The organism is Pseudomonas sp. GW822-FHT06B12 (assembly GCF_058799675.1).
On record NZ_JBXALR010000016.1, the window covers coordinates 77,649 to 103,187 of the forward strand.

24 protein-coding genes and 1 tRNA gene are annotated in these 25,539 nt (G+C 59.7%); 15 read left to right on the forward strand and 10 right to left on the reverse strand.

The window, feature by feature from the left end:
* Window positions 1–61 precede the first annotated feature (61 nt).
* Window positions 62–241 (forward strand): hypothetical protein, encoded by a 180-nt coding sequence (locus tag AC1RKH_RS26145; RefSeq protein WP_493064211.1) that lies wholly within the window; start codon window positions 62–64, stop codon window positions 239–241.
* Between the two features lie 6 nt (window positions 242–247).
* Here AC1RKH_RS26145 and AC1RKH_RS26150 read toward each other — a convergent pair whose 3' ends face one another.
* Window positions 248–847: a transglycosylase SLT domain-containing protein gene (locus tag AC1RKH_RS26150; RefSeq protein ID WP_493064210.1), complete on the reverse strand. Its 600-nt coding sequence runs from the start codon at window positions 845–847 to the stop codon at window positions 248–250.
* A gap of 193 nt (window positions 848–1,040) precedes the next feature.
* On the opposite strand from AC1RKH_RS26150, the gene AC1RKH_RS26155 reads away from it, so the two are divergent.
* A complete protein-coding gene (locus tag AC1RKH_RS26155; protein WP_493064209.1) occupies window positions 1,041–1,361 on the forward strand; it encodes a type II toxin-antitoxin system prevent-host-death family antitoxin in 321 nt (106 codons plus the stop codon).
* Between the two features lie 119 nt (window positions 1,362–1,480).
* Here the strand turns inward: AC1RKH_RS26155 and AC1RKH_RS26160 are convergent, their stop codons facing one another.
* Window positions 1,481–2,356 (reverse strand): sterol desaturase family protein, encoded by an 876-nt coding sequence (locus AC1RKH_RS26160; RefSeq protein ID WP_493064208.1) that lies wholly within the window; start codon window positions 2,354–2,356, stop codon window positions 1,481–1,483.
* A gap of 69 nt (window positions 2,357–2,425) precedes the next feature.
* On the opposite strand from AC1RKH_RS26160, the gene AC1RKH_RS26165 reads away from it, so the two are divergent.
* Window positions 2,426–3,424, forward strand: a complete 999-nt coding sequence (locus tag AC1RKH_RS26165; RefSeq protein ID WP_493064254.1) for an AraC family transcriptional regulator ligand-binding domain-containing protein — start codon at window positions 2,426–2,428, stop codon at window positions 3,422–3,424.
* Window positions 3,425–3,532: 108 nt separating this feature from the next.
* Here AC1RKH_RS26165 and AC1RKH_RS26170 read toward each other — a convergent pair.
* Window positions 3,533–3,609, reverse strand: a tRNA-Arg gene (locus AC1RKH_RS26170).
* Between the two features lie 349 nt (window positions 3,610–3,958).
* On the opposite strand from AC1RKH_RS26170, the gene gabD reads away from it, so the two are divergent.
* The 3 genes from gabD to AC1RKH_RS26185 all read left to right on the forward strand — a co-directional run bounded on the left by gabD (window position 3,959) and on the right by AC1RKH_RS26185 (window position 8,206).
* Entirely contained in the window at window positions 3,959–5,401 is a 1,443-nt protein-coding gene (gene gabD / locus AC1RKH_RS26175; protein ID WP_123581446.1) for an NADP-dependent succinate-semialdehyde dehydrogenase, read from the forward strand.
* 176 nt (window positions 5,402–5,577) lie between these two features.
* Window positions 5,578–6,855, forward strand: a complete 1,278-nt coding sequence (gabT, locus tag AC1RKH_RS26180) for a 4-aminobutyrate--2-oxoglutarate transaminase (RefSeq protein WP_493064207.1) — start codon at window positions 5,578–5,580, stop codon at window positions 6,853–6,855.
* Between the two features lie 136 nt (window positions 6,856–6,991).
* Window positions 6,992–8,206 (forward strand): HDOD domain-containing protein, encoded by a 1,215-nt coding sequence (locus AC1RKH_RS26185; RefSeq protein ID WP_493064206.1) that lies wholly within the window; start codon window positions 6,992–6,994, stop codon window positions 8,204–8,206.
* 63 nt (window positions 8,207–8,269) lie between these two features.
* Here the strand turns inward: AC1RKH_RS26185 and AC1RKH_RS26190 are convergent, their stop codons facing one another.
* Window positions 8,270–9,259 carry a GGDEF domain-containing protein gene (locus AC1RKH_RS26190; RefSeq protein ID WP_493064205.1) on the reverse strand — a complete coding sequence of 330 codons (990 nt, stop codon included), beginning with the start codon at window positions 9,257–9,259 and terminating at the stop codon, window positions 8,270–8,272.
* Between the two features lie 145 nt (window positions 9,260–9,404).
* On the reverse strand, window positions 9,405–10,583 hold the full coding sequence (desA, locus tag AC1RKH_RS26195; RefSeq protein WP_493064204.1) for a delta-9 fatty acid desaturase DesA: 1,179 nt from the start codon (window positions 10,581–10,583) through the stop codon (window positions 9,405–9,407).
* Between the two features lie 147 nt (window positions 10,584–10,730).
* Here desA and dibA point away from each other — a divergent pair, with 147 nt between their 5' ends.
* The 6 genes from dibA (at window position 10,731) to AC1RKH_RS26225 (ending at window position 17,134) form a co-directional block, all read left to right on the forward strand.
* Window positions 10,731–12,650, forward strand: a complete 1,920-nt coding sequence (gene dibA / locus AC1RKH_RS26200; RefSeq protein WP_493064203.1) for a phosphodiesterase DibA — start codon at window positions 10,731–10,733, stop codon at window positions 12,648–12,650.
* A 221-nt stretch (window positions 12,651–12,871) separates the two neighbouring features.
* Window positions 12,872–13,054, forward strand: coding sequence for a sulfur starvation response protein OscA (oscA, locus tag AC1RKH_RS26205; protein WP_007941032.1), 183 nt, complete (start codon window positions 12,872–12,874; stop codon window positions 13,052–13,054).
* A 144-nt stretch (window positions 13,055–13,198) separates the two neighbouring features.
* Window positions 13,199–14,212, forward strand: a complete 1,014-nt coding sequence (locus tag AC1RKH_RS26210) for a sulfate ABC transporter substrate-binding protein (RefSeq protein WP_493064202.1) — start codon at window positions 13,199–13,201, stop codon at window positions 14,210–14,212.
* Between the two features lie 224 nt (window positions 14,213–14,436).
* Complete coding sequence (gene cysT / locus AC1RKH_RS26215) at window positions 14,437–15,255, forward strand: sulfate ABC transporter permease subunit CysT (RefSeq protein ID WP_019691172.1); 819 nt, start codon at window positions 14,437–14,439, stop codon at window positions 15,253–15,255.
* 13 nt (window positions 15,256–15,268) lie between these two features.
* Entirely contained in the window at window positions 15,269–16,141 is an 873-nt protein-coding gene (gene cysW, locus AC1RKH_RS26220) for a sulfate ABC transporter permease subunit CysW (RefSeq protein WP_123427293.1), read from the forward strand.
* A gap of 3 nt (window positions 16,142–16,144) precedes the next feature.
* Window positions 16,145–17,134, forward strand: a complete 990-nt coding sequence (locus tag AC1RKH_RS26225) for a sulfate/molybdate ABC transporter ATP-binding protein (RefSeq protein ID WP_477772688.1) — start codon at window positions 16,145–16,147, stop codon at window positions 17,132–17,134.
* Between the two features lie 102 nt (window positions 17,135–17,236).
* Here the strand turns inward: AC1RKH_RS26225 and AC1RKH_RS26230 are convergent, their stop codons facing one another.
* A complete protein-coding gene (locus AC1RKH_RS26230; protein ID WP_493064201.1) occupies window positions 17,237–17,761 on the reverse strand; it encodes an Mpo1 family 2-hydroxy fatty acid dioxygenase in 525 nt (174 codons plus the stop codon).
* 85 nt (window positions 17,762–17,846) lie between these two features.
* Between AC1RKH_RS26230 and AC1RKH_RS26235 the strand changes: the two genes are divergently transcribed.
* Window positions 17,847–18,533 carry a Crp/Fnr family transcriptional regulator gene (locus AC1RKH_RS26235; RefSeq protein WP_493064200.1) on the forward strand — a complete coding sequence of 229 codons (687 nt, stop codon included), beginning with the start codon at window positions 17,847–17,849 and terminating at the stop codon, window positions 18,531–18,533.
* An 88-nt stretch (window positions 18,534–18,621) separates the two neighbouring features.
* Entirely contained in the window at window positions 18,622–18,987 is a 366-nt protein-coding gene (locus AC1RKH_RS26240) for a response regulator (protein ID WP_493064199.1), read from the forward strand.
* 153 nt (window positions 18,988–19,140) lie between these two features.
* Here the strand turns inward: AC1RKH_RS26240 and AC1RKH_RS26245 are convergent, their stop codons facing one another.
* Window positions 19,141–20,145, reverse strand: coding sequence for an AraC family transcriptional regulator (locus tag AC1RKH_RS26245; protein WP_493064198.1), 1,005 nt, complete (start codon window positions 20,143–20,145; stop codon window positions 19,141–19,143).
* Between the two features lie 100 nt (window positions 20,146–20,245).
* On the opposite strand from AC1RKH_RS26245, the gene AC1RKH_RS26250 reads away from it, so the two are divergent.
* Window positions 20,246–21,319, forward strand: coding sequence for a fatty acid desaturase (locus AC1RKH_RS26250; protein ID WP_493064197.1), 1,074 nt, complete (start codon window positions 20,246–20,248; stop codon window positions 21,317–21,319).
* A gap of 131 nt (window positions 21,320–21,450) precedes the next feature.
* On the opposite strand, the gene AC1RKH_RS26255 is transcribed toward AC1RKH_RS26250, so the two are convergent.
* Genes AC1RKH_RS26255 through AC1RKH_RS26265 form a run of 3 tightly spaced genes read right to left on the reverse strand, consistent with a single transcriptional unit; the run spans window position 21,451 to window position 25,486 of the window.
* A complete protein-coding gene (locus AC1RKH_RS26255) occupies window positions 21,451–23,061 on the reverse strand; it encodes an arylsulfatase (protein WP_493064196.1) in 1,611 nt (536 codons plus the stop codon).
* 14 nt (window positions 23,062–23,075) lie between these two features.
* Entirely contained in the window at window positions 23,076–23,891 is an 816-nt protein-coding gene (locus tag AC1RKH_RS26260) for an ABC transporter ATP-binding protein (protein ID WP_493064195.1), read from the reverse strand.
* Window positions 23,888–25,486, reverse strand: coding sequence for an ABC transporter permease (locus tag AC1RKH_RS26265; protein ID WP_493064194.1), 1,599 nt, complete (start codon window positions 25,484–25,486; stop codon window positions 23,888–23,890). The genes AC1RKH_RS26260 and AC1RKH_RS26265 overlap by 4 nt, the downstream gene beginning before the upstream one ends.
* Between the last annotated feature and the right edge of the window lie 53 nt (window positions 25,487–25,539).

Below are 25,539 nucleotides of genomic sequence, written 5' to 3' on the forward strand. Positions count from 1 at the left end.
TGGCGTCGTTCGTCGAAAGCGAGCACTATCAAGCCAATTACTGGTGCGTTGGAGGCCAGCCGTGACACAACGAATCGACCGCATTGCCCAAATGCTCAACTGCCCGATCAAGGGCGAAGAAATGCGCCGAGCGATTACTGAAGCTCGCAAGGACTTTCTTCTTGATGACGATGAAGAGGATGACGACCAAGAGGCGTCTGCCGAGGTGGATATCGTGGATGAAAAGCCGTCGAAGGCGTGACTCTAACTACCACCAACTGCGGTTGCTCTCTAATTCGCCCCTGCATTGCCTGAGTTGCCAGCCATAATCTTTCGCCTGTTGCTCGACCTTGCGCGCCACTTGCACCAACCAGGGCTTCTGTAGATAACTCTGGCGACTGAACCCGCCACGTCCTTCATGGTAGGCAAGGTACTGGCTGTAGGCATCCCACTTGGAAACACCCAACTGGCGCTGAGTGCCGGCGACGTACCAGCCGACGAACATGATCGCGTCGTCAAAGTTGTCACGCGATCCGCCGTTGCCGGTCGCGCTCTTGTACTCGCCCCACACCGGATCTTGCGCCTGGGCATAGCCATACGCCGAGCTGACCCGTCCCCAGGGAATGACCCACAGCAAATAGTCGCGCGGTGGAAGGGCATCGTGCACAAAGCTGCTTTCCTGTTTGATGATCGCCATCGCCACATGCGGCGGCAGGCCCCAGGCCTTCTCCATCTTCAGTGAATCTTCGTACCAGGCCGGGTATTGGCGGTAGATGCTGCAAAGGTTGCTTTGCTCTCTTGGCGGTGTGGTTGAGCAACCTGCCAACAAGCCCAAGGCGATGAGTACGACTAAAAAACGTCCGTGCAAAAATCACTCAATTGGCGGATTGGCCAATCCTTATCGGTTAAATAGGGTGCCCGATACAACGTCGCGTTTTTACTCCGGCGCGATGTGCAAATCGGTCCCTTGGTGTGGCTGGCAGTTGGTCAGAAGTGCGTTGACCCTTGCACTATAAATCGAGCACTATCAGGTACCTTTTTAAGTACCTTGGAGCCTGCTCATGGAGCAACTACTCGCTAGCCGCTCAGTCAGCATCACGGAACTCAAGCGCAGCCCGAGCACCGTGATCGAGCAGGCTGGGTCTGAGCCCGTGGCAGTGCTCAATCATAACCGCCCAGCGGCCTATCTTTTACCCCAGGCGGCTTATCAACAGCTTCTGGATCGGTTACAAGCTGCTGAAATACGCGAAGCGATAGCCGCCAGCCGCAATGACCCACGTCCAGCGATAGACGCCGATACGGTATTTGCGGAGCTGGACACGCTCATTGATCAAGTCGCTGCCGAGCAAAATCGTTCTTGTTCGGTAAAACCGAACAACTGAATTTTCCGCGAGTTCGCCCTCGGCGAAGAGGTGGCTGACATGTTCGCTGATAGCCGACTATTGTTCTCAAGAGGTCGACTGGTGATCCTCTTTCCTGGCATCTAAAACAAATTCCAAACTCAAGACTCAGACGATATCGAGTGTTCTTTTTTCTCTTGCTTGAAATCGCCTTGCCGCACACGCTTTGGCGAACGAACCACCGGCCAGAACAGCTCTTGCTGCCACGTCACCGGATGCAGATCCTCAATGCCGTAGGTTGAGGGACGACGCCGAGTGATCTTGGCCGTACCGAACAGCACGTCCCAGAAGAACAACAGGTTGCCGAAGTTTCCCTTGTAGTGGGTCACGCCGTCATTGGCGTTCAAACCATGATGGGCCGCATGGGTGGCGGGGGTCGAAATGGTTCGTTCGAGGACCCACATCAGCGGACGTAAGGCCGGAATACGGTAGAGTTTTTCATCCCAGGCGACGCTGCTGTGTGCGGCGAAGATCACCGTCATCTTGACGATCAGGTAACCGTAGTAAACCGGTGCCAGGCCCAGATAGATGAGTGCTCCGGACAGCCAGATACCTGGCATCAGCAGGTAGTAAAAGCTGTTGTTTCGGTAAACGATGCGAATGCTCATGTAGGGCGCCGAATGGTGAGCGCGATGCAGGGCATAGAGAAACGGCAGCCGATGGGTCAGGCGATGCCACCAGTACTGGGTCAAGTCATCGAACACCAGAAACAACCCAAGGCCTGCCAGCCAGTGAATGTTGGCCAGGCTGTTCTTGAGTTGAGGGGCCAGACCGCCGAGCAACAGGTTGCTGAGGAACATCACCAATGGAAAGGTGACACCCAGCAGGAGCGACGAACCGATGACCTCGATCAGCGTATCGCGGCGCTGGCCTTTGGGTTGGCGGAAACAGGCGCACGCGATTTCCAGCAGAATGAAACCCAGGAAAATCCCGGCGACGACCAGAATTGGATTGTTGGCGAGCATTATTGTATTCATGGCAATCTCGAGTCAGGCCCGACTTGGGCATTGCCTGAGCAATAAGAAACCATGAGCCTTCCGGACAACATGTGCGAAATGGACAAAATCACTCGAGAAGAGGCCAATCAGCCAGCCCGTCGCTTTCATCGGGGTCAGCTCGGGCAAGTTCTGGAACGTGTACTGCATAAGCAGACACGCAGTAACCGGCGCGATTACAGCCTGCTTGAACTCGAGCAATTGTGGACGGCGGCAGCACAACAAGATCCCGCCATTGGCCTGCACCTGTTCGCCGAGTTCTCCCCGCAGGACTGCCACGAGCTGACGTACATCTGTATGTATTGCCCGGACGTCAGCGGCGCTATCCGGTGCTGGGGTGACTATGCAGGGCTGGCGTCGGACATGGACAGCGTCAAGCTGATCAGCGATGCCCATGGCCTGGGCGTAGAGCTGCGTATCGACGCACCCGCCAAACTGGCCCGCTACGTGGTGGAACATTACTGCGTGATGGCCGTGACCCAACTACGCAAAGCCACGGGCGAACCTGTCCAGCCGGTGCGGGCTCACTTCGCCCATCCGCGGCCGATCTACCACGCCGAATACACCCGATGGTTCGGGGATAACATCGCGTTTGATTGCGCGCATAACTGCCTGTATTACGACCAGGCCGTCTTGCGGCTACCCCTGCTGACGCGACACGACGGGATGGCGGAGTTGTTGCGCAGTGAAATGGATCGACGGATCGCTCGGCATCTCCAACTCAACGGCTGGACCGGAAAAGTCGCGGCCGGCATGCGACAAAGCCTGGCGCGCGGCGTGGTACCCAGCCTGGAAAATCAGGCAGAGGCTCTACACCAGAGCCCGCGGACCCTGCGCCGGCGCATGGAAGAGCAAGGCATGACGTTCCGCCTGCTGCTGGACCTGGTGAGGGCCGAGCTGGAGCAGCATCTTGAATTTCTGGGTGAGAACCGCGCGCAAATTGCCAGTCAACTGGGTTACGGGGACCTGGCTGCCTATCTGCATGCGCGTAAACGATGGCGGCGTGAGTCACATGACGATCGCATTCACGATGTCGGAGGCTTGCCCTGAACAGGGACGGTAGGTAACGCAGAGGAAGTGAGGCAACTGGCGCGCGGCGGGTGTGAGTCGCCAGGTACTGGCGGTATGGCAAACCCTTGTCATACAAGGGAAAGAAGATGGTGCACCAGGCGGGATTCGAACCCACGACCCCTGCCTTCGGAGGGCAGTACTCTATCCAGCTGAGCTACTGGTGCAGCGCGGGCGCCATGATACTCATATGCGCTGCGGGCGTCCATGCTGCTGAATAGCCTGATGTTTCGCGCCCGCCGAATGAGTGTTTGCTACGTTGATCAGAAAAACAAGGCAAATGCGGCGTTTTCGTTCTTTTTTTCGAACAGCCTATTGTCCTTTACCCCCTTTGATCCTAGGATTCGTTTGAGATTTCAAACGCTCTTGTCTGGGTGCTGAACCGCACGAGCTTCAATAGTGCGCTATTTATGTGCTTCAGCCCGGTGAATGATTTCCCTGACGGCAGCCTTCAAGGCGCCTTTCTACAATCATAATTTGCTCCGCGCGTGCGCGGTGCTGTTAAGGAAAGCCGACATGCAGCTTAAAGACACCCTGTTGTTCCGCCAGCAAGCCTTCATTGATGGCGCTTGGGTCGATGCGGACAGTGGTCAGACGATCAACGTCACCAACCCGGCAACGGGCGAAATTCTGGGCACCGTGCCGAAAATGGGCGCTGCCGAAACCCGCCGTGCAATCGAAGCCGCTGACAAAGCGCTGCCGGCCTGGCGTGCACTGACCGCCAAGGAACGCGCGAACAAGCTGCGTCGCTGGTTCGAGCTGATCATTGAGAACCAGGACGACCTGGCTCGCCTGATGACTCTGGAGCAGGGCAAGCCATTGGCTGAAGCCAAGGGCGAAATCGTCTACGCCGCGTCCTTCATTGAGTGGTTCGCCGAAGAAGCCAAGCGCATCTACGGTGACGTGATTCCGGGCCACCAGCCAGACAAGCGTCTGATCGTGATCAAGCAGCCAATCGGCGTGACCGCTGCGATCACGCCGTGGAACTTCCCGGCTGCGATGATCACCCGTAAAGCCGGCCCGGCCCTGGCCGCCGGCTGCACCATGGTGCTCAAGCCTGCTTCGCAAACGCCTTACTCTGCCTTCGCCCTGGCTGAACTGGCCCAGCGTGCCGGTATCCCGAAAGGCGTGCTGAGCGTGGTGACCGGCAGCGCCGGCGACATCGGCAGCGAGCTGACCAGCAACCCGATCGTGCGCAAGCTGTCCTTCACCGGCTCGACCGAAATCGGTCGTCAGCTGATGGCCGAATGTGCCAAGGACATCAAGAAAGTTTCCCTGGAACTGGGCGGTAACGCACCGTTCATCGTGTTCGACGACGCGGACCTGGATAAGGCCGTCGAAGGCGCGATCATTTCCAAGTACCGCAACAACGGCCAGACCTGCGTCTGCGCCAACCGTCTGTACATTCAGGATTCGGTGTACGACGCGTTCGCTGAAAAACTCAAAGTGGCCGTGGCCAAACTCAAGATCGGCAACGGTCTGGAAGAAGGCACTACCACCGGTCCGCTGATCGACGGCAAGGCCGTGGCCAAGGTTCAGGAGCACATTGCCGATGCCTTGAGCAAAGGCGCAACGCTGCTGGCGGGTGGCAAGGTCATGGAAGGCAACTTCTTCGAACCGACCATCCTGACCAACGTGCCGAAGAGCGCTGCGGTGGCCAAGGAAGAAACCTTCGGTCCATTGGCGCCACTGTTCCGCTTCAAAGACGAAGCTGAAGTGATCGCGATGTCGAACGACACCGAGTTCGGTCTGGCCTCGTACTTCTATGCGCGTGACCTGGGTCGTGTGTTCCGTGTGGCTGAAGCCCTGGAATACGGTATGGTCGGCGTCAACACCGGGTTGATCTCCAACGAAGTCGCGCCGTTCGGCGGCATCAAGGCCTCGGGCCTGGGCCGTGAAGGCTCCAAGTACGGCATCGAAGATTACCTGGAAATCAAATACCTCTGCCTGGGCATCTGATCAGGTAAGGAATTAAACGCAAAGGGCACGAGAGCGCTGTCCCTTTGCGGGCTTCAAACGTTATTTCTCGGTGGCCGGGAAAGCTGTGGCAGTCGATCATCGCATGCTGCCGTAGTTGCCTCCCCGCCACGTATTCCTTGGACCACGCCGCCCGATGAGCGGTGAATGAGGACTTTATGAGCAAGACCAACGCATCCCTGATGAAACGCCGCGAAGCCGCTGTACCACGCGGTGTTGGCCAGATTCACCCGATCTTCGCCGACTCGGCGAAGAACGCCACCGTGACCGACGTTGAAGGTCGCGAGTTCATCGACTTCGCCGGCGGTATCGCCGTGCTGAACACCGGTCACCTGCACCCGAAAATCATCGCCGCCGTGACCGCGCAGCTGAACAAGCTGACTCACACCTGCTTCCAGGTACTGGCTTACGAACCGTACGTAGAACTGTGCGAGAAAGTGAACGCCAAGGTTCCAGGTGATTTCGCCAAGAAAACCCTGCTGGTGACCACCGGCTCCGAAGCCGTGGAAAACTCCATCAAGATCGCTCGTGCCGCTACTGGCCGTGCCGGCGTGATCGCCTTCACCGGCGCTTATCACGGCCGCACCATGATGACCCTGGGCCTGACCGGTAAAGTCGTGCCTTACTCGGCCGGCATGGGCCTGATGCCAGGCGGCATCTTCCGTGCGTTGTACCCGAACGAACTGCATGGCGTGAGCATCGACGATTCGATCGCCAGCATCGAGCGCATCTTCAAGAACGACGCCGAGCCGCGTGACATCGCTGCCATCATCATCGAGCCGGTTCAGGGCGAAGGTGGTTTCTACGTCGCGCCTAAAGAGTTCATGAAGCGTCTGCGCGCCCTGTGCGACCAGCACGGCATTCTGTTGATCGCCGACGAAGTACAAACTGGCGCTGGTCGTACCGGCACCTTCTTCGCCATGGAACAGATGGGCGTTGCTGCCGACCTGACCACCTTCGCCAAATCCATCGCTGGCGGTTTCCCGCTGGCCGGTGTGTGCGGCAAGGCTGAATACATGGACGCCATCGCTCCAGGCGGCCTGGGCGGCACTTACGCCGGTAGCCCGATCGCTTGCGCCGCTGCGCTGGCGGTGATGGAAGTGTTCGAAGAAGAGCACCTGCTGGATCGCTGCAAAGCCGTCGGCGAGCGTCTGGTGACTGGCCTCAAGGCCATCCAGGCCAAGTACCCGGTGATCGGTGACGTGCGTGCCCTGGGCGCGATGATCGCGGTTGAGCTGTTCGAAAACGGCGACAGCCACAAGCCTAACGCCGCCGCCGTCGCCCAAGTTGTGGCCAAGGCGCGCGACAAGGGTCTGATCCTGCTGTCGTGCGGTACTTACGGCAACGTGTTGCGTGTACTGGTGCCGCTGACCTCGCCGGACGAGCAACTGGACAAAGGTCTGGCGATCATCGAAGAGTGCTTCTCCGAGCTCTGATTGCCAAGTGTGACCTGATCGACAAAAAACCCGCTTCGGCGGGTTTTTTTTGTCTCTTGAAACACATCGGCGGCTTTTGCGCTGTATCGAATTGCCTGCATTGTCTAAGGTGCAGGCATTACCTCGGAGTGAACTGATGACCGCTGTTGATTTACCTGCTGTGCCGCGAGTACTGATCGCCGAGGCTGACCCTTGGTCTCGAGACCTGCTCGAGCAGGTGTTGTTGCACGTGCGCTGTGACGCACGGCTCGACCTGTGCGCCGATGGCCGGCAAGCGCTGGAGCTGCTGAGCGAACATCCCTACGACCTGGTGATCGCCGATTGGGAGCTTCCCGGTGTTGATGGCCTGGGCTTGCTGCGTAGCGTGCGTCAGCGGCGACGGAACCCGGTGTTGCCGTTCATTTTGATGAGCAGCCGCAACGACAGCGCCAGCGTGCGCGAGGCGTTGCCGCTGGCGCCGACGGCCTATCTGACCAAACCCCTGAACATGGAAGGCCTGACGCAACGTCTGCAGGACTTGTTGCTGAGCGCGGGTCAGACAGTTTCCTGTGATGTCCCGGCGCTGGCGCCTGGCATGACCTTGTCGACTTTCCTTGAGCGTCGGCGTGAGCTGGCGGACGGTGCGCCGCTGCTTACCGACGTGCAACTGGCAGTCAAGCGCAGCCTGAACCCCAATGGCCTCGATCTGAAGCTGCTGGAAGAGGAAGTGCGCACCGACCCGCAGATCACCGCTGTGTTGATTGCCGCCGCCAACAGCGCCGCGCAACACCTTGGTGACACCGTGCAGACCGTGTCCCAGGCTTTGCATCGTCTGGGCACCGGGCAAAGCATGAACCTGATCCTTGGCCTGGCCCTCAAGCGTAGTGCGAAGCTGAGCGATCCGTGCCTGGCCGATTACGCCGAGCGCTACTGGCAGCTGTCACTGCACACTGCCGAGTACGGACGGACCCTGGCGCGCTTGCTCGATCTCGATCAGGAGCGTTGTTATTGCGCCGGCATGCTTCATCGCCTCGGCGATCTGGCGCTGCTGCGTTGTTTGCAGGAGTGGATGCAGGCGGGGGGCGAACTGGATGAGCTGGAGGAGGTCGGCGACGCGCTGGCTGAATTTGGCGCGGCCTACGGTTCTGCGTTGCGCACCCGCTGGCGGCTTCCGCTGGAGCTGCGGGAGTTGATTGCAGCGGTCTATCAGCTCGGTGGCGGGGTTTACTCCCGGGAAGCGCTGGTGATGAACATGGCGGCGCAACTTGCACGACTGACCGAGCATGAAGGCGTTGAAGAGCTGGCGAAAAGCCGAACAGCGCGCCTGCTCAAGATCGGCCTGCCGGAATTGCTGCGCTTGCGCAAAAAGTAAGCTTTGCACAAACCCTGTGGGAGCGAGCTTGCTCGCTCCCACAGGGGGACGGTGTTGAGCCTGTCAGCCGCAGATGATCCGGTTCTTGCCCTGGCGTTTGGCTTCATACATCGCGGCGTCGGCGCGGGTGTAGAGGTTGTCGAGGGTTTCATCGTCGGCGATGAGGCTGGTCAGGCCCTGGCTGACGGTGATGCCGAAGGTCTGGCCTTCATGGCTGAAGCTCAAGCGCTGAACTTCCTGTTGCAGACGCTCGGCGACGTGCCTTGCCATGTCCGGCGTACAACCGGGAAACACTGCCGCAAATTCTTCACCACCAATTCGCCCGAACAGGTCGCCACGGCGCAACGCAGCGCGCCCGCATTCGGCGAGCTGTTGCAGCACCTGGTCGCCTTGCGGGTGGCCGTACGTATCGTTGATGAGCTTGAAGTCATCGATATCCAGCAGCAGAAACGCCAGCGATGAACCTTGCAGCCGCGCTTGTTCGAACTCGCGGCTGGCGCACTCGAAGAAGTGTCGGCGGTTGCTGCTTTGGGTCAGCATATCGGTGGTAGCGAGGCGTTGCAGCTCGGTTTCCAGCTGTTTCTTTTCGGTAATGTCCTCGGCGAAACCGACCACAATCAGCGGTTGTCCGGGTTCGGCCTGGCGATTGATAAAGCATTTATCGCTGAGCCAGCGCACCTGGCCGTCGGCGGCGATGATTCGGTACTCGCGGTCTTCAACGGCGCCTTTTTCCAGCACCTGGGCCAGGCTGCGTTCGGCGTAGTTCAGGTCATCCGGGTAAATGCTGTCGCGCCATTGGTGATAGTCGGCCAGCAGCAGGCCGGCCGAACGACCGAAAATCCGTTCATAGGCCGGGCTGACATACAGCACCTGACGTGTTTCCCAGTTGAATGCCCAGAGTATGGCGTTGACGCTGACCAGCAACGAACTGAACAACTGCTCACGCTCGCTCAGGCGCGCGACTTCGCCCTGGGCATGCATCAAGGCCATCAGGGTTTGCGCGGCCTCGGGCCACTGAGGGAGGGGCAGGTCTTGTGGATTCTTATTGACCATCGGCACATATCTCAAAGGGCGTGCCGCGAGTTCGACAGCGGCCACAACAAAGCCCGCCTGGGTGGCGAAGTGCTCTTTGAGATAGGGGATTTGAAGCTTAGTTCCGAAGGGTGCGCCCGCGAACGGGGCGCACCGATCAACGGTGTCAGGCAGGGCGTAGCGAGTAGGTTTTCAACTGGTTGGCGAAGTCGCGCAGCGATTGAATACCGCTGGCTTCGGCTTCATGGACCCAGTCCTTGATCGCCGCCAGCATGTCGTGGCCATTTGAGCTGGTCTTGATCCAGATCTGCTGCAAGGCCAGACGTTTCTCGTAAATTACCTTCAGCGCCTGGCTGTGCTCGAGCATGGTCTGGATCCGCACATGGTGCTTGTCATCCAGCAGGCTGGTTTCACGCGAGAGCAGGCGCTTGGCGCGATGGAATTGATGGCGAACCGAATGGTCGACCTTTTCCAGCTCTTGCTTGACCAGTGGGCCAATCACCAGCTTGCGGTATTGGGCCATGATCTGGAAGCGGTTGTTGAGGATCGCCATGGCGGTGTCCATGTCCAGGCTGCCTTTGCCTTCGACACGGTGGGCGATCGGCGCAACACGCTGAACCTTGGCCAGACGCAGGAAGCTGAAGACCTGGATCCATGCCCAGCCGAGGTCGAATTCCCACTTCTTCACCGACAGTTTTGCCGAGTTAGGGTAGGTGTGATGGTTGTTATGCAGTTCTTCACCACCGATCAGAATGCCCCAGGGCACCAGATTGGTCGCCGCATCACGGCATTCGAAGTTGCGGTAGCCAACGGCATGGCCCAGGCCATTGACCACGCCAGCGGCCCACACCGGGATCCACATCATCTGGACCGCCCAGACGGTGATGCCGATGGTGCCGAACAGCAGCAGGTCGATGACGCCCATGATCGCCACGCCCAGCAGCGGATAGCGGCTGTAGAGGTTGCGTTCGATCCAGTCTTCGGGGCAGTTCTTGCCGTAGATGCGCAGGGTTTCGGCGTTCTCCGCTTCGGCGCGGTACAGCTCGGCCCCTTTGCGCAAGACCGTGGACAGACCTTTGATCACCGGGCTGTGCGGGTCATCGACGGTTTCGCATTTGGCGTGGTGCTTGCGGTGGATAGCGGTCCACTCGCGGGTGTTCTGCGCCGTGGTCAGCCACAGCCAGAAGCGGAAAAAGTGTTTCAGGCCGGCATTGAGCTCAAGGGAGCGATGGGCTGAATAGCGATGCAGATAAACCGTGACGCCCACGATGGTGATGTGGGTCATTAACAGGGTGACTGCCACCAGTTGCCAGGGCGACAAGCCGAGTAAACCTTCGTACCACATAGGCTGTATGGCCCTCGATAAAGAAAAAACAGCAGGCGCATTATCACTCAGCACACAGATAAAACCAGTCGCCCTTTCAGATAAGAGTGGCTGGATGTTTCTTTAATCTATAATTCCAACCTTTTTTGTAGGGACATGGACCGTCGAATGTCTGCTTCTTATCGCGATGCTTTGCGTGCAGCGCTGCTCTACCTGGTGTTTTCTGTCGTTTGGCTGGAATTCACTGGTTATTTATTAACCAATATATTCGATGAATCCGCTGATCTTCAGCGATGGCAACTGATCAACGGTTATGCCTGGGTAGTGCTGAGCGCCGGGTTTATCTTCATTGCCCGGGCACGGTTGCTGGGTTTTCTCGGGATCGGCGCCAAATTGCGCCACCGTAATGAAGATCGCGCACGATTGCGCCAGGCGCAGGCGGTGTTCGATTGCACGCGCGAAGGGGTGTTGGTCACTGACCGCGAGGGGTTGATCGTCCACGTCAATCGGGCCTTCATGGAAATCACCGGTTATCAGGCCGAAGAGGTGTTGGGCCATAGGCCCAGCCTGTTCAAGTCCGGCCACCATCCGCCAGATTTCTATCAAGAAATGTTCCAGAGTCTGAACTGCACCAGCGAATGGAGCGGCGAGATCTGGAACCGGCGTAAAAGCGGTGAGATTTACCCGCAATGGCAGACCATCCGGGTCATTCACGATGACCACAGCCAGCCGAGCCACTACGTGGCGGTGTTTTCCGACATCAGCGCGATCAAGAATTCCGAGCACGAACTCGCGCATCTGGCTCACCACGACCCGCTGACCGACCTGCCCAATCGTCTGCTGTTCAGCGATCGCGTCGAGCAGGCGCTTGCTTCGGCGCAGACCCACAAGCGTGGTTGCGCGTTGCTGATGATCGATCTGGACCATTTCAAGATGATCAATGACAGCCTCGGGCATAACGTCGGCGATCAGTTGCTGAAAGCCGTGGCGGTGCGCCTGCAAGGCATGTTCGGCCCCGGCATTACGCTGGCGCGCTTGGGTGGCGACGAGTTTGCCGTGCTGGCTGAGAGCTGTCCGCAACTGGTGCAGGCGGCCGCGTTGGCGCAGCGGATCATCGATGGTTTGAAAGAGCCGTTCGTCATCGACGCTCACCCGTTGTTCATCAACGCCAGCGTCGGTATCAGTCTGTTTCCCAGCGACGCACTGAGCGCCGAACAATTGCTGCGCAACGCTGATTCGGCGCTGTTCAAGGCCAAGAACTCGGGGCGCGACGGCTATGCCTTGTACACCGAGGAACTGACGGCTCACGCCCAGCACCGGGTCGAGATGGCTTTTGAATTGCGTCGCGCGCTGGAGCAGCAGGAGTTGCGGGTTTACTACCAGCCGGTGCACGACCTCACAACCCGCCGCTTGATTGGCGTTGAAGCGCTGGTTCGCTGGCAGCATCCGCAACGCGGGTTGGTGGCGCCGGGCGAGTTCATTCCGATTGCCGAGCGCACCGGGTTGATCGCCGAAATCGATGCCTGGGTAATGCAACGGGCCTGTCAGCAGATGTGTGCCTGGCAGAAGGCCGGGGTGGTGCTGTCGTTTATCGCGGTGAACGTCTCGACGCGGCTGTTTGCCCGACGCGAGCTGTTTGAACGGGTGGCCCAAGTGCTGCACGACACGGGGTTGGACCCGGCGTGTCTGGAACTGGAAGTGACCGAAAGCGCGGTGATGGACGATCCGGAAGTGGCGCTGGAACAAATGCACCGCTTGCGTGAATTGGGTGTGCGGCTGGCTATCGATGACTTCGGCACCGGTTATTCGTCGCTGCTGCGGCTCAAGCGTCTGCCGGTGCAAAAGCTCAAGATCGACCAGGGTTTTGTCGCCGGCCTGCCGTGGGATGAGGATGACGCGGCGATCGTTCGAGTGATCATCGCCCTTGCGCAAAGCATGGGCATGCAGGTGCACGCTGAAGGCATCGAGCAGGTTGAGCAGGCGGCATTTTTGCTCGAGCAGGGTTGCGATCTGGGGCAGGGGTATTGGTTCGGTCGACCGATGCCGGCTCATGAGCTGGACTGGGCGCGGGCGCCGGTCATTCGTTAAACATCAAAAGATCGCGGCCTGCGGCAGCTCCTACACGCTACGATCTTTTGATCTTCGGCGCTCAACCTCCGCGCAACCCCTTGCTCCGTCAAATAATGTCTTTCGGTTATATAAACATTCTTAAATAGTATTTTTAAGAATATCTGCGCCTATCTACTATTGCTCTCACGCCGCAAGCAGTGCCGCCACTGCCAGGCACATCTCATTGAAGGAGCAGCACCATGAGCGCATCTCTACGTAGCGTTGACGGCCAGGATGAAGCAACCATTTTGCGCGAGATCCAGAGCGCACTGCGCGATCTGCGCTTTGGGGCGGTGGAGATCACCGTGCACAACGCCCAGGTGGTTCAGATCGAACGCAAAGAGAAATTCCGTTTGCAGAACCCGGGCAACAAGCCGAGCTGAAACAAAAATCAAAAGATCGCAGGCTTCGCCAGCTCCTACGGGGGGGGATTGGTGTAGGAGCTGCCGCAGGCTGCGATCTTTGAACAGGCAACCCGATTCCAGACCATAAGAACAGCCAACACAAAAGAATTCAGGAGCTGCACCATGTCGTCGATTCGCCGTTATGCTTTGGCCGCTCTGGCCAGCGCCATTTTTGCCGGTTCCGCGGTTGCCAAGGATTACGAACTGCTCAACGTGTCGTACGACCCGACCCGCGAGCTGTATCAGGACTACAACGCCGAGTTCATCAACTTCTGGAAGAAAGACCACGCTGGCGACAACGTGAAGATCCAGCAATCCCACGGTGGCTCGGGCAAACAGGGCCGGGCGGTGATTGATGGTCTGCGGGCCGACGTGGTGACCTTGGCACTGGCCGGTGACATCGACGAAATCGCCAAACTCGGCAAAACCCTGCCGGCCGACTGGCAAAAACGCCTGCCGGACGCCAGCACGCCGTACACCTCGACCATCGTGTTCCTGGTGCGCAAGGGCAACCCTAAAGGCATCAAGGACTGGGGAGACCTGACCAAGAGCGGCGTTGAAGTGATCACCCCGAACCCGAAAACCTCCGGCGGTGCGCGCTGGAACTTCCTTGCGGCCTGGGCCTATGGCCTGAAAGCCAACGGCGGTGACGAAGCCAAGGCCAAAGAGTACGTGCAAACGCTGTTCAAGCACGTTCCGGTGCTGGACACCGGCGCTCGCGGTTCGACCATTACTTTCGTCAACAACGGTCAGGGTGACGTGTTGCTGGCCTGGGAAAACGAAGCCTTCCTCGCACTGAAAGAGGAGGGTGGCGCTGCCAAGTTCGACATCGTCGTGCCTTCGTTGTCGATCCTTGCTGAACCGCCAGTGGCGGTCGTCGACAAGAACGCCGAGAAGAAGGGCAACGAGCAGATCGCCGAAGCCTATCTCAAGCACCTGTACAGCCCGGCCGGTCAGGAGATCGCCGCGAAAAACTTCTATCGTCCTCGTGACAAGGACGTGGCTGCCAAGTACGCCAAACAGTTCCCGACCCTGGAACTGGTGACCATCGACAAGGACTTCGGCGGCTGGAAATCCGCTCAGCCGAAATTCTTCAATGACGGTGGCGTGTTCGACCAGATTTATCAGGCGCAGTAACCTGAAATAAATCTGCCAACGGTCAGTTAGGGGGGCAACTTGTGGGAGCGAGCCTGCTCGCGATGACGGCGGTACATTCAACATCAATGTTGGCTGACCAGGCGCTATCGCGAGCAGGCTCGCTCCCACAGGGGTTGCAGTGTTCAGCCCTTAACGGCCAGGCATTAGCCAACGGGCCCCGATCTTGTTGTCGGGGCTTTGCGCGTTCTCAACCAGGGACTTTTATGTCGCGTCGTATCTCCCCCGTCATACCCGGCTTCGGGCTGACGCTGGGCTACACCTTGGTGTACCTCAGTCTGATTGTGCTCATTCCACTGGCGGCGATGTTCGTGCATGCCGCTCAACTCACCTGGGACCAGTTCTGGGCAATCATCTCGGCGCCACGGGTGCTGGCGGCATTGAAGCTCAGTTTCGGAACCGCGCTGTACGCAGCGATCATCAACGGCATCATCGGCACGTTGCTGGCCTGGGTGCTGGTGCGTTACACCTTCCCCGGACGCAAGATCATCGACGCGATGATCGACCTGCCGTTCGCACTGCCGACGGCCGTGGCCGGTATTGCGCTGACGGCGCTGTACACGCCGACCGGTCTGGTCGGGCAGTTCGCTGCGGACCTGGGTTTCAAGATCGCCTACACGCCGCTCGGTATCACCCTGGCGCTGACCTTCGTCACGTTGCCGTTCGTGGTGCGTACGGTGCAGCCGGTACTCGCTGACATCCCGCGAGAGATCGAAGAGGCCGCCGCGTGCCTGGGCGCCAAGCCGTTGCAGGTGTTCCGCTACATTCTGGTTCCCGCACTGCTGCCGGCCTGGCTGACCGGGTTTGCCCTGGCGTTTGCCCGTGGTGTTGGCGAGTACGGTTCGGTGATTTTCATTGCCGGCAACATGCCGATGAAAACCGAAATCCTGCCGCTGCTGATCATGGTCAAGCTCGACCAATACGACTACACCGGCGCCACCTCCATTGGCGTGCTGATGCTGGTGGTTTCCTTTGTCCTGTTGCTGCTGATCAACTTGTTGCAGCGGCGCATCGAAACCCCATAAGGAGGCGCGAACCATGTCCCAATCGTCTATTGCGGCCGCGTCTTCGGCCAATGCTGCGCGCCGTGGCAGTGCCGTTTCACGGCGAATTCTGATCGGCCTTGGCTGGCTGATTTTTGCGCTGTTCCTGTTGTTGCCGCTGTTCATCGTGGTGTCCCAGGGCCTGAAGCTTGGCCTCGGCGCGTTCTTCACCGCGATCTTTGAGCCCGATGCCTTGTCGGCCCTGAAACTGACCGTCATTGCGGTGCTGATTTCGGTGCCGTTGAACCTGGTGTTCGGCGTCAGCGCGGCCTGGTGCGTGAGTAAATACTCGTTCCGTGGCAAGAGCATGCTGGTGACTCTGATCGACTTGCCGTTCTCGGTGTCGCCGGTGATCGCCGGTCTGGTTTATGTGCTGATGTTCGGCGCTCAGGGGATTTTTGGTCCGTGGTTGCAGGACCACGATATCCAGATCGTCTTCGCCTTGCCGGGCATCGTGCTGGCGACAATTTTCGTCACCGTGCCGTTCGTGGCCCGAGAACTGATCCCGCTGATGCAGGAGCAGGGCACGCAGGAAGAGGAAGCCGCGCGGTTGCTGGGCGCCAACGGCTGGCAGATGTTCTGGCACGTCACGGTGCCGAACATCAAGTGGGGGCTGATCTACGGCGTGGTGCTGTGTACCGCCCGGGCGATGGGTGAGTTCGGTGCGGTGTCGGTGGTTTCCGGGCACATCCGCGGGGTGACCAATACCCTGCCGCTGCACGTCGAGATCCTCTACAACGAATACAACCATGTCGCCGCGTTTGCCGTTGCGAGCCTGTTGCTGATCCTGGCGCTCTTCATCCTGCTGCTCAAGCAGTGGAGCGAGTCCCGTATTAACCGCCTGCGCACCAGCGCCGCGGAGGAATAACTCATGTCGATCGAAGTCCGTAATGTCAGCAAGAATTTCAATGCCTTCAAGGCGCTGAACAGCATCAACCTGGACATCCAGAGCGGCGAGCTGGTGGCGTTGCTTGGCCCTTCCGGCTGCGGCAAAACCACACTGCTGCGGATCATCGCCGGCCTGGAAACCCCGGACGCCGGCAGCATCGTGTTCCACGGCGAAGACGTCTCCGGTCATGACGTGCGTGATCGCAACGTCGGCTTTGTGTTCCAGCACTACGCCTTGTTCCGCCACATGACCGTGTTCGACAACGTCGCGTTCGGCCTGCGCATGAAGCCGAAAAACCAGCGTCCGAGCGAAAGCCAGATCGCGGTCAAAGTCCATGAACTGCTGAACATGGTGCAACTGGATTGGCTATCGGATCGCTACCCGGAACAACTCTCCGGCGGTCAGCGCCAGCGCATCGCGTTGGCCCGTGCCTTGGCGGTTGAGCCGAAAGTCTTGCTGCTCGACGAACCTTTCGGCGCGCTGGATGCCAAGGTCCGTAAAGAACTGCGTCGCTGGCTGGCGCGCTTGCATGAAGACATCAACCTGACCTCGGTATTCGTGACCCACGACCAGGAAGAGGCGATGGAAGTGGCCGACCGCATCGTGGTGATGAACAAGGGCGTGATCGAGCAGATCGGTTCACCGGGCGACGTCTACGAAAACCCGGCCAGCGACTTCGTGTACCACTTCCTCGGCGATTCGAACCGTCTGCACCTGGGCGACGATAATCACGTGCTGTTCCGTCCTCACGAAGTGTCGCTGTCGCGCACTGAGCTGGAGGATCACCACGCGGCGCAAGTGCGCGATATCCGTCCGCTGGGTGCGACCACACGCATCACCTTGAAGGTCGAAGGCCAGAGCGAGCTGATTGAAGCGGAAGTGGTGAAAGACCACGACAGCCTGACCGGGCTGGCCAAGGGAGAAACACTGTTCTTCAAACCCAAGGTCTGGCAGAAAGTCGCCAACCTTTAAAAGCATCGCGAGCAAGCTCGCTCCCACAATGGACCGGTGCTGACCACAAATCCTGTGATCAACCGAAAACCCTGTGGGAGCGAGCTTGCTCGCGATGGCGTCCTACGCCGCAGCGCGTTTCGGATTGATCCGCACCCCGCCAGCCCGCGCCTCAATCTGCTCTTTCAGCTCATGCCGCAACCCCAGCAAAAACGCCAATTCGGCCACCACAAACAGCGGCCCGATGATCAATCCCGTCACATCATCGACAAACGCCGGTTTGCGTCCTTCGTAGTGATGGCCGACAAACTGGATCGCCCAGCCGACCACAAACATCGCAACACCGCTGCTCAACCAGAGCAGGGTGCTGTGCGCCGCGAGGATTTGGCCTAGCCAAACGGACAGTCCCAGCAGCACCGTCATCACCACGCCAAGGCGTACTTCCAGGCGCAGATAGAACCACGCCGAGGCCAGCGCCAAGAGCCCCGCAGGAGACAGCCAGAGCCCGGCCACCGGCCATCCTGGCCGTGACAGCAGCACCGCGACGGCGACCACGATTAGCGGAATGCCAATGAAGTGGCTGGCGATGTTGCGCGGGTCACGGTGGTACGCGGCGTATTGACTGAGGTGGTCAACGAGGCTTTTCATTGTTATTCCTCCGGTAGGGATGTCGATCATGCCCTGCGGTCCGTCGTTGCTCTGTCAGCCAGACGACAATCATCTTGGAGTTTTCATGGATATGCAGGCCTGGCGGTCACGCCTGATGAAGGGGCAGTGGTTCAGCCATTTGTCGCCCTTGTTACAGGATAGTCTGCTGTCCCTGGCCCGCGTGCGGCGGCTGTCGCCGGGGCAACGGCTGTTCAAGCGCGGTGATCCGCCGTGTGGTCTGTACGCGGTACTCGAAGGTGCGGTGCGCGTGGGCGCGGTGAGCGAGCAGGGCAAGGAGGCGCTGCTGAGCCTGATCGAGCCGCCGCATTGGTTCGGCGAAATCAGTCTGTTCGACGGCCAGCCACGCACCCATGACGCCTATGGCGTGGGCCACTGCATTCTGTTGCACATCCCGCAGACGGCGTTGCTCGGCATGCTCGAAGAACACCCGCAATACTGGCGACAGTTGGCCTTGCTGATGAGCCATAAATTGCGCCTGACCTTCATCAATCTCGAGCATTTCACCTTGCTGCCAGCCCCGGCCCGCGTGGCGCATCGCTTGCTGATGATTGCCGATGGCTACGGCGAGATCGAGCCCGCACGGCGCATTCTGCAACTGCCGCAGGAGCAGTTGGCGTTGCTGCTTTCGCTGTCGCGTCAGACCACCAACCAGATCCTCAAAGACCTGGAGGGTCAGGGCATTCTCAACCTGAGTTATGGCGAGATCGAGATCCTCGACGCGGGTCGATTGCGGGCTTTGGCAAGCGTTTGAACCCGTCACCTCATCCGAAATAACCGTTAGTGATGGGCTTTGTGCGCCAAGGCGCCTAGCCTGTGGTGACGATTATCCGAGGTGTGCCATGCGTTTGCTGTTAGTGGAAGACGAACCCGAGACCGCGAAACTTCTGGCCCAGGGCCTGAGCGAAGCCAGTTATGCGGTGGATGTGGCGGACAACGGCATGGCCGGTCGACGCTTCATCGAAACGGCTGAATACGACCTGATCATTCTCGATGTGATGCTGCCTGGCCTCAACGGCTGGCAACTGTTGCAACAGATCCGCCAGCTCGGCGCAACGCCGGTGCTGTTCCTGACCACCGCGGATGGCATTGAAGACCGGCTGCGCGGGTTGGAGTTGCATGAGGATGACTACCTGCTCAAGCCGTTCGCCGTGAGTGAGCTGGTAGCGCGGGTGCGCAAGTTGTTGCGTCGTGATCGCGGGCGCTGAGCCGCCTGTGGTGTCTGGTAAATCGCTATCGCGAGCAAGCTCGCTCCCACAGTGGATCTTCGGCGTGAACGTTATCGGTGTTTCACTCAGGCCTAATGTGGGAGCGAGCTTGCTCGCGATGAGGCCGGCAAAACCGGCGCAAATCCCGACTTTTTACCGCAACCCATCCCGAAACTGCCCCGGCGTCATCCCGGTCCAGCGCTTGAACGCGCGGCTGAAGCTGCTGGTGTCGGCAAATCCCAGCAGATAGCTGATTTCGCTCAACGAGCACTGCGGATCTCGCAAGTGTTGCAATGCCAGATTCTCACGACACTCATTGAGCAACGTGTCGAACCGGCAGCCTTCGTCCGCCAGGTGCCGTTGCAAGCTGCGCAAACTCAAGTGCAAGGTCTCGGCGATGCGTTCGGCGCTGGGTTCGCCTTCAGGCAGTTGCGCTTCGATGGCATCGCGCACCTTGCGCTCCCAGGTCAGCAGGCGCAGTTGCGTCAGGGCGCGCTTGAGCACGGTTTCGTTGTGTTCGGCCAGCTCCGGGTTGGCGTCATCCAGGTGGCTTTCGAAGTCGTCGATGGAAAACTCCAGCCGGTCTTCGTCAGCAGCAAAGAAGATCGGTGCGCGGAACACCGCGTGCCATTGTTTCGGGTCGGCCGGTTCCGGTCGGCGCAAGTACACCGCCAGCGGTGCATAGTCCCGACCCAAACGGTTGCGACAGGTGCGCACGTAGATCGCGGCGAAGGCGTCGATCGCTTCCCGCGCTGGCGCCGGACTGCCTTCGGGGACCTTGAGGGTGAAGCAATAGCGATCTTCGCCACGGGTCAGTTCCAGCTCCAATGCGTCGCTGATCACCTGGTGATAACGCACGATGCGCTCGAACACCTCACGCAGACTGCCGCTGGCGACCAGCGCATATCCCAGCGCGTGGAAGGTGGTCGGGCTGACGAACCGCGAAACCCGCAAACCAATCGCCGGGTCGCCGCTGACCTCGACGGCCAGTTCCCACAGTCGAGTGGTGGCCGATAATGGATAGCGGGCGTTGGGGTCGTCCATCAGTTGCGGGTCGAGCCCGGCTTGCAGGCACAGTGCATTGCTGTCGAGGCCGAGGGCGTCGAGTTGTTTGCGCAAAGCGCGGGTCCAGCTGGCGAGGGAGGTGGGTTCAATCATGATGATTGGCGCTTCCGGTCAACAGGTTGGCGTTCACAGCTAACGCCCGAAGCGATCGCGCAGGGCAGGATGCGAACATCAATAACTAAAGGATGGAAGCATGTACGGTACTTCTGCAAGTCCTGAACGCCTGAATGCACAACAACGATCTGCGCATATTCGCGAAGTGGTGCTCGCCCGCGGTGTCGAACTGCGTCAGCGCTACCCGATTCTCAACCATCAGGACGCCCTTGGCGTGGGCATTCTGGCCTTCGCCCTGGCCGGAATGATGGGGTCGGCGGCGCTCTACATGACCGGGCACATGGCCTGGTGGGCGTGTTTGCTGCTGAATGCGTTTTTTGCCTCGCTGACCCATGAGCTGGAACACGACCTGATTCACAGCATGTATTTCCGTAAGCAACGCGTGCCGCACAACCTGATGATGGGTTTGGTCTGGCTGGCGCGGCCGAGCACGATCAACCCGTGGATCCGCCGCCATCTGCACCTTAATCACCACAAGGTGTCCGGCAGCGAAACCGACATGGAAGAGCGCGCCATCACCAACGGCGAACCCTGGGGAATCGCCCGTTTGCTGATGGTCGGCGACAACGTGATGTCGGCGTTCATCCGCATGCTGCGGGCCAAGACCTGGGCGCACAAATTCAGCATCATCAAGCGCACGCTGAAGGTTTACGCGCCACTGGCGCTGGTGCACTGGGGCGCGTGGTACCTGTTTCTCGGTTTTCACGCGGCCAACGGCATCGCGTATTTGCTGGGAACCTCGGTGGAGTGGTCGGCGACCACGCTGTCGGTGATGCAGGTCATCGATATCGCGGCGGTGGTGATCATCGGCCCGAACGTGCTGCGCACCTTTTGCCTGCACTTCGTCAGCTCGAACATGCACTACTACGGCGACATCGAGCCGGGCAACGTGATCCAGCAGACCCAGGTGCTCAACCCATGGTGGATGTGGCCGTTGCAGGCGTTCTGCTTCAACTTCGGCAGCAGCCATGGCATTCATCATTTTGTGGTGAAAGAACCGTTTTATATCCGTCAGCTGACCGTGCCGGTGGCGCACAAGGTGATGCGCGAGATGGGCGTGCGCTTCAATGATTTCGGTACGTTTGGACGGGCGAATCGGTTTGTGCGCAAGGAGCAGGTGGTGAGGAAAGAGGTGCGTACAGCCCGGGCTTAATGGTGTGTTTGAGGCCCCCATCGCGAGCAGGCTCGCTCCCACACTGGTTCTCCATTGTTTGCAGGTTTTGTGTCCGCTGGAGATCAAATGTGGGAGCGAGCCTGCTCGCGATAGCGGTGGTTCAGGCTTCCCTAATCCGGCTGAAACGGCGAAGCACTGAGGATCACCCCGGTCTCCTCAACATACTGCTGCCAATGCTCGATCAACGCGCTGAGCTTTTCCGGCTGACTCAATGCCAGATCATGGATTTCTCCAGGGTCGCTTCCCAGGTCATACAACTGCCAGGTCGCCGGCCCCACCGGCCCAGGAATGTACACAGCCTTCCATTGCCCCTGACGAATCGCCCGCCGCCCGAACAATTCCCAGCCGGTTACCGTGTGTTCGTCATGCACCTGCGCGGTCTCGCCGGACAGGAACCCCAGCCACGACTTGCCGCGCAACTCTGCCACCTGCTTTCCGCGCCATTGTTTGCCTGGATGACGCACGCCGGCCAGGTCAAGAATGGTTGGCGTAATGTCCATCACCGTGCCGAAACCATGGCTGATCTGTCCTTTCAGCGACAGCGCCGGGTAATGCACCAGCGCTGGCACACGAATTCCGCCTTCGGTAGTAAAAGCCTTGAACAACCTCGATGGCGCGGTGGCGGTTTGTGCCCAGTTTGGCCCATACCAGACGTAAGAATTGGCGCGGCCAATGTTGTCCAGGCTGTTGTCGTAATGCTGGTTCAGGTAGGTCATCAGCTCCGGGCCGAACTTGGGGAACGCCTCAAGCAGCGCGCCTTCGGCACCGTTATCGGACATGAACAGGATGAACGTATTGTCCAGTTGCCCCTGGTTGCGCAAGTAATCGACCACCCGACCGATATTCCAGTCCATGCGCTCGACCATCGCCGCGTAGACCTCCATCGCCCGCGCCGAAATCTGTCGTTGTTCATCACTCAGCGCAGCCCATTGGGCGCTGAGCTGAATCAGCGGATGGGGTTCGATGTCGGCATCAATCAGCCCCAACGTCTTGAGCTTTTCCAGTCGCTCCAAACGCAGCACTTCGGGGCCGGCGTCATAACGCCCGCGGTATTTCTCAACGATGTTGGCCGGTGCCTGCAACGGCCAGTGCGGCGCGGAAAACGGCAGGTAAGCGAAAAATGGCCGGCTCTGGTCGCGCTCCTTGAGGTACTGCAGCAACTTGTCGCCAAAGGCATCCGAGGAATAAAAATCCTTCGGCAATTCGTCAATGAAGGTGTCGTCCTCGATGTACAGCGCAGGCGTCGACTTCAACAGGCCGGGCGTCTGATCGTCGTAGGTCGGCTCGAAGCCGTAATGGTTGGCGGCGCCGGGCAGCAATGAAAACGAACGCTCGAAACCTCGCGCGTGGGGCGCCAGCTCGGCGGTCAGCCCGAGGTGCCATTTGCCGCTCATCAGCGTTTGATAGCCGGCCTCGCGCAGCAACTCGGGCAAGGCCACCACGCGGTCGTTGAGGCAACCCTCGTAACCCGGCTTGCCGATCAGCTCCGGGGTCAGCGCCTCGGCCATGGTGCCGATGCCGGCGATGTGGTGATCGGTGCCGGTGAGCAGCATCGAACGGGTCGGTGAGCAGGTCGGTGCGGTGTGGAAATCGGTCAGACGCAAGCCATTGTTGGCCAGTGCATCAAGGTTCGGCGTGGCGATTTCACCACCGAAGGCACCGAGATCGGAAAAGCCCAGGTCATCAGCCAGGATTACCAGGAAGTTGGGACGTTGCGGCATCAAAGGTTTCCTCTCTAGCAAGCAATGAATGTCAGCGGCAGGTCACGGATCTGCTGAGGGACGGGCGGTTGGTAGTGGTCGTCGCTGGTCAGTTCGTGAAGCAGTTCTTCGCGCAATTGGTGAAAGTCGAAGCTGCTGCGCTGGCGCGGATGCGGCAAGGCGATGTCGACCACCTGTTTGATCCGTCCGGGGCGCGGTTCCATCACCACCACGCGGTCGGCGAGGAAGATCGCCTCCTCGACGTCGTGGGTGACCAGCACCGTGGTGATCCTGGCCCGACTGCGGATCGCCAACAGCTCGTCCTGCATCTGCTGGCGAGTCAGTGCGTCGAGGGCGCCGAAAGGTTCGTCGAGCAGCAGGATGCGTGGGCTGGCCACCAACCCGCGAGCAATCGCCACCCGCTGCGCCATGCCGCCTGAGAGCTGATGCGGATAGGCGCGGGTGAAGTCGCGAAGGCCCACCAGTTCAATGAAGTCGCCGATGCGTTTTTGCCGTTGTGCAGCACTCAGCGGTTCATTGACCAGACCCAGGCCGATGTTTTCTTCGACGGTCAGCCACGGAAACAAACGGTGTTCCTGAAACACGATCCCGCGCTCACCGCCGATGCCGGAGACGGCTTTTCCATCGACGCTGATCTGCCCTCGAAACTGTGTGTCCAGGCCCACCAGCAAGCGCAGCAAGGTGGATTTTCCGCAGCCGCTGGAGCCGACAATTGCAACAAATTCGCCTTCGGCAATCTCCAGGTTAAATTCGCGAATCGCCTCCAGTTCAAAGCCGTCGACATCGAAGGTTTTGCCCACGTGGTTGAAGCTGACAATCGGTGCGTTCATGCGTGCCTCCAGCGCGTGGCGCGGGTTTCAATGTGTTGGCCGATCAGGTTGAGCAGGGCACCGGTCAGGCCCACCAGCAACATGCCGGCCATGATCAGGTCCATGCGCAGCAGTTGCTGGGCGCCGATCATCTGGCTGCCGATGCCGCCGTTTGACGGCATGAAATATTCGGCGCCGATGGTGCCGAGCCAGGCGTAGATCAGGCTCAATCGCAGCCCGGCAAAAATGCCCGGTGCGGCGCCTGGCAGGATCAGCCGACGCAGGCGTTGGCCGAGGCTCAAACGCAGGACTTGCGCGGCTTCGTTGAGCTGCTTTGATCCGTTGGCGACGCTGCGTTGGGTGGCGATGAACAGCGGGAAAAACGCGGCGAGGGCGACGAACACCCACTTGGCCAACTCCCCCAGACCGAACCACGCGGTGAGCAGCGGCACCCAGGCGAAGATTGCGATCTGGCGGATGGCCGCGAGAGTCGGGCCGAGCAGGCGCTCGCTGACTGGCGACAAACCCAGCAGTAACCCCAGGGTAAACCCGAGACCGCCACCCAGCGCCAACCCTGCGAGGGTACGACCGAGACTCAGCGCCATGCCGCTAAGCAGCGTGCCATCCAGCAGGCCGTGGCCGGCGGTTTCCAGCACCGTCCATGGGCTGACCAGAATGTTCGCATCGACCCATTGCTGGTCCGACGCCACTTGCCACAGCGTCAGCAAGGCCAGCGGCAATAACCACGGTTGCAGGCGTTGCCAACCTTGATAACGCGGGCCGCGACGGATTTCCGCGGTGGCCGGATGGGGCCAATGCACGAGTGTGCGATCCAGCACACCGATGCCACGATCCATGACCACGCCCATCACACCGATCACCACGATGCAGACGAAGACGATGTCGAGCATGAACAACTGACGCGCCCAGACCATCAGGTAGCCAATGCCTTCGCTGGAGGCCAGCAGTTCAACCGCCAGCAACGACGTCCAGCCGGCCGCCAGCGCGAGGCGTACGCCGGCCATGAACGCGGGCAGTGCGGCGGGCAGTACCAGCCGTCGAATCAACAGTCGCGGCGGCAAGCGCAACACGGCTGCGGCTTCGCGCAATTTCGGTTGGGCATCGCGCACGCCGACCAGGGTGTGCAGGGTCATCGGGACCACGATGGCTTTGATCAGTACCACCAGTTTCAGCACTTCGCCGATACCGAAAAACACCATGAACAGCGGAATCCAGGCCAACGTCGGGACTTGCGCCAGCGCTGCGAAGGTCGGGAATACCAGGCGCTCAAAACGCCGACTGAAACCCAGTGCCGCACCGAATACAGCACCTGCGCTGATCCCCGCGAGCAAGCCCCAGAACAAGCGTTGAAGGCTGACTGCCAAATGGTTCCACAACTCGCCGCCCGACAGTTCGACCGCGCTGCTCCAGACCAATGACGGCGCCGGCAGGATCTGCTCGCTCATCCAGTGATTACGGCTGGCCAGCCACCACAGCGCGAACAGGCTGATCGGTAGCAACCACGGCAACAGGCGTTGGTTCAGGCTTGGCCAGAGTCGCCGGGCGTTCAACGGCGGGGCCGATAGCGGCAGACTGAGCAGGGAAACACGGGCCATGGATGACCTCCGTTATCCGGTTCGAGGATCAAGATCAAAAGATCGCAACCTGC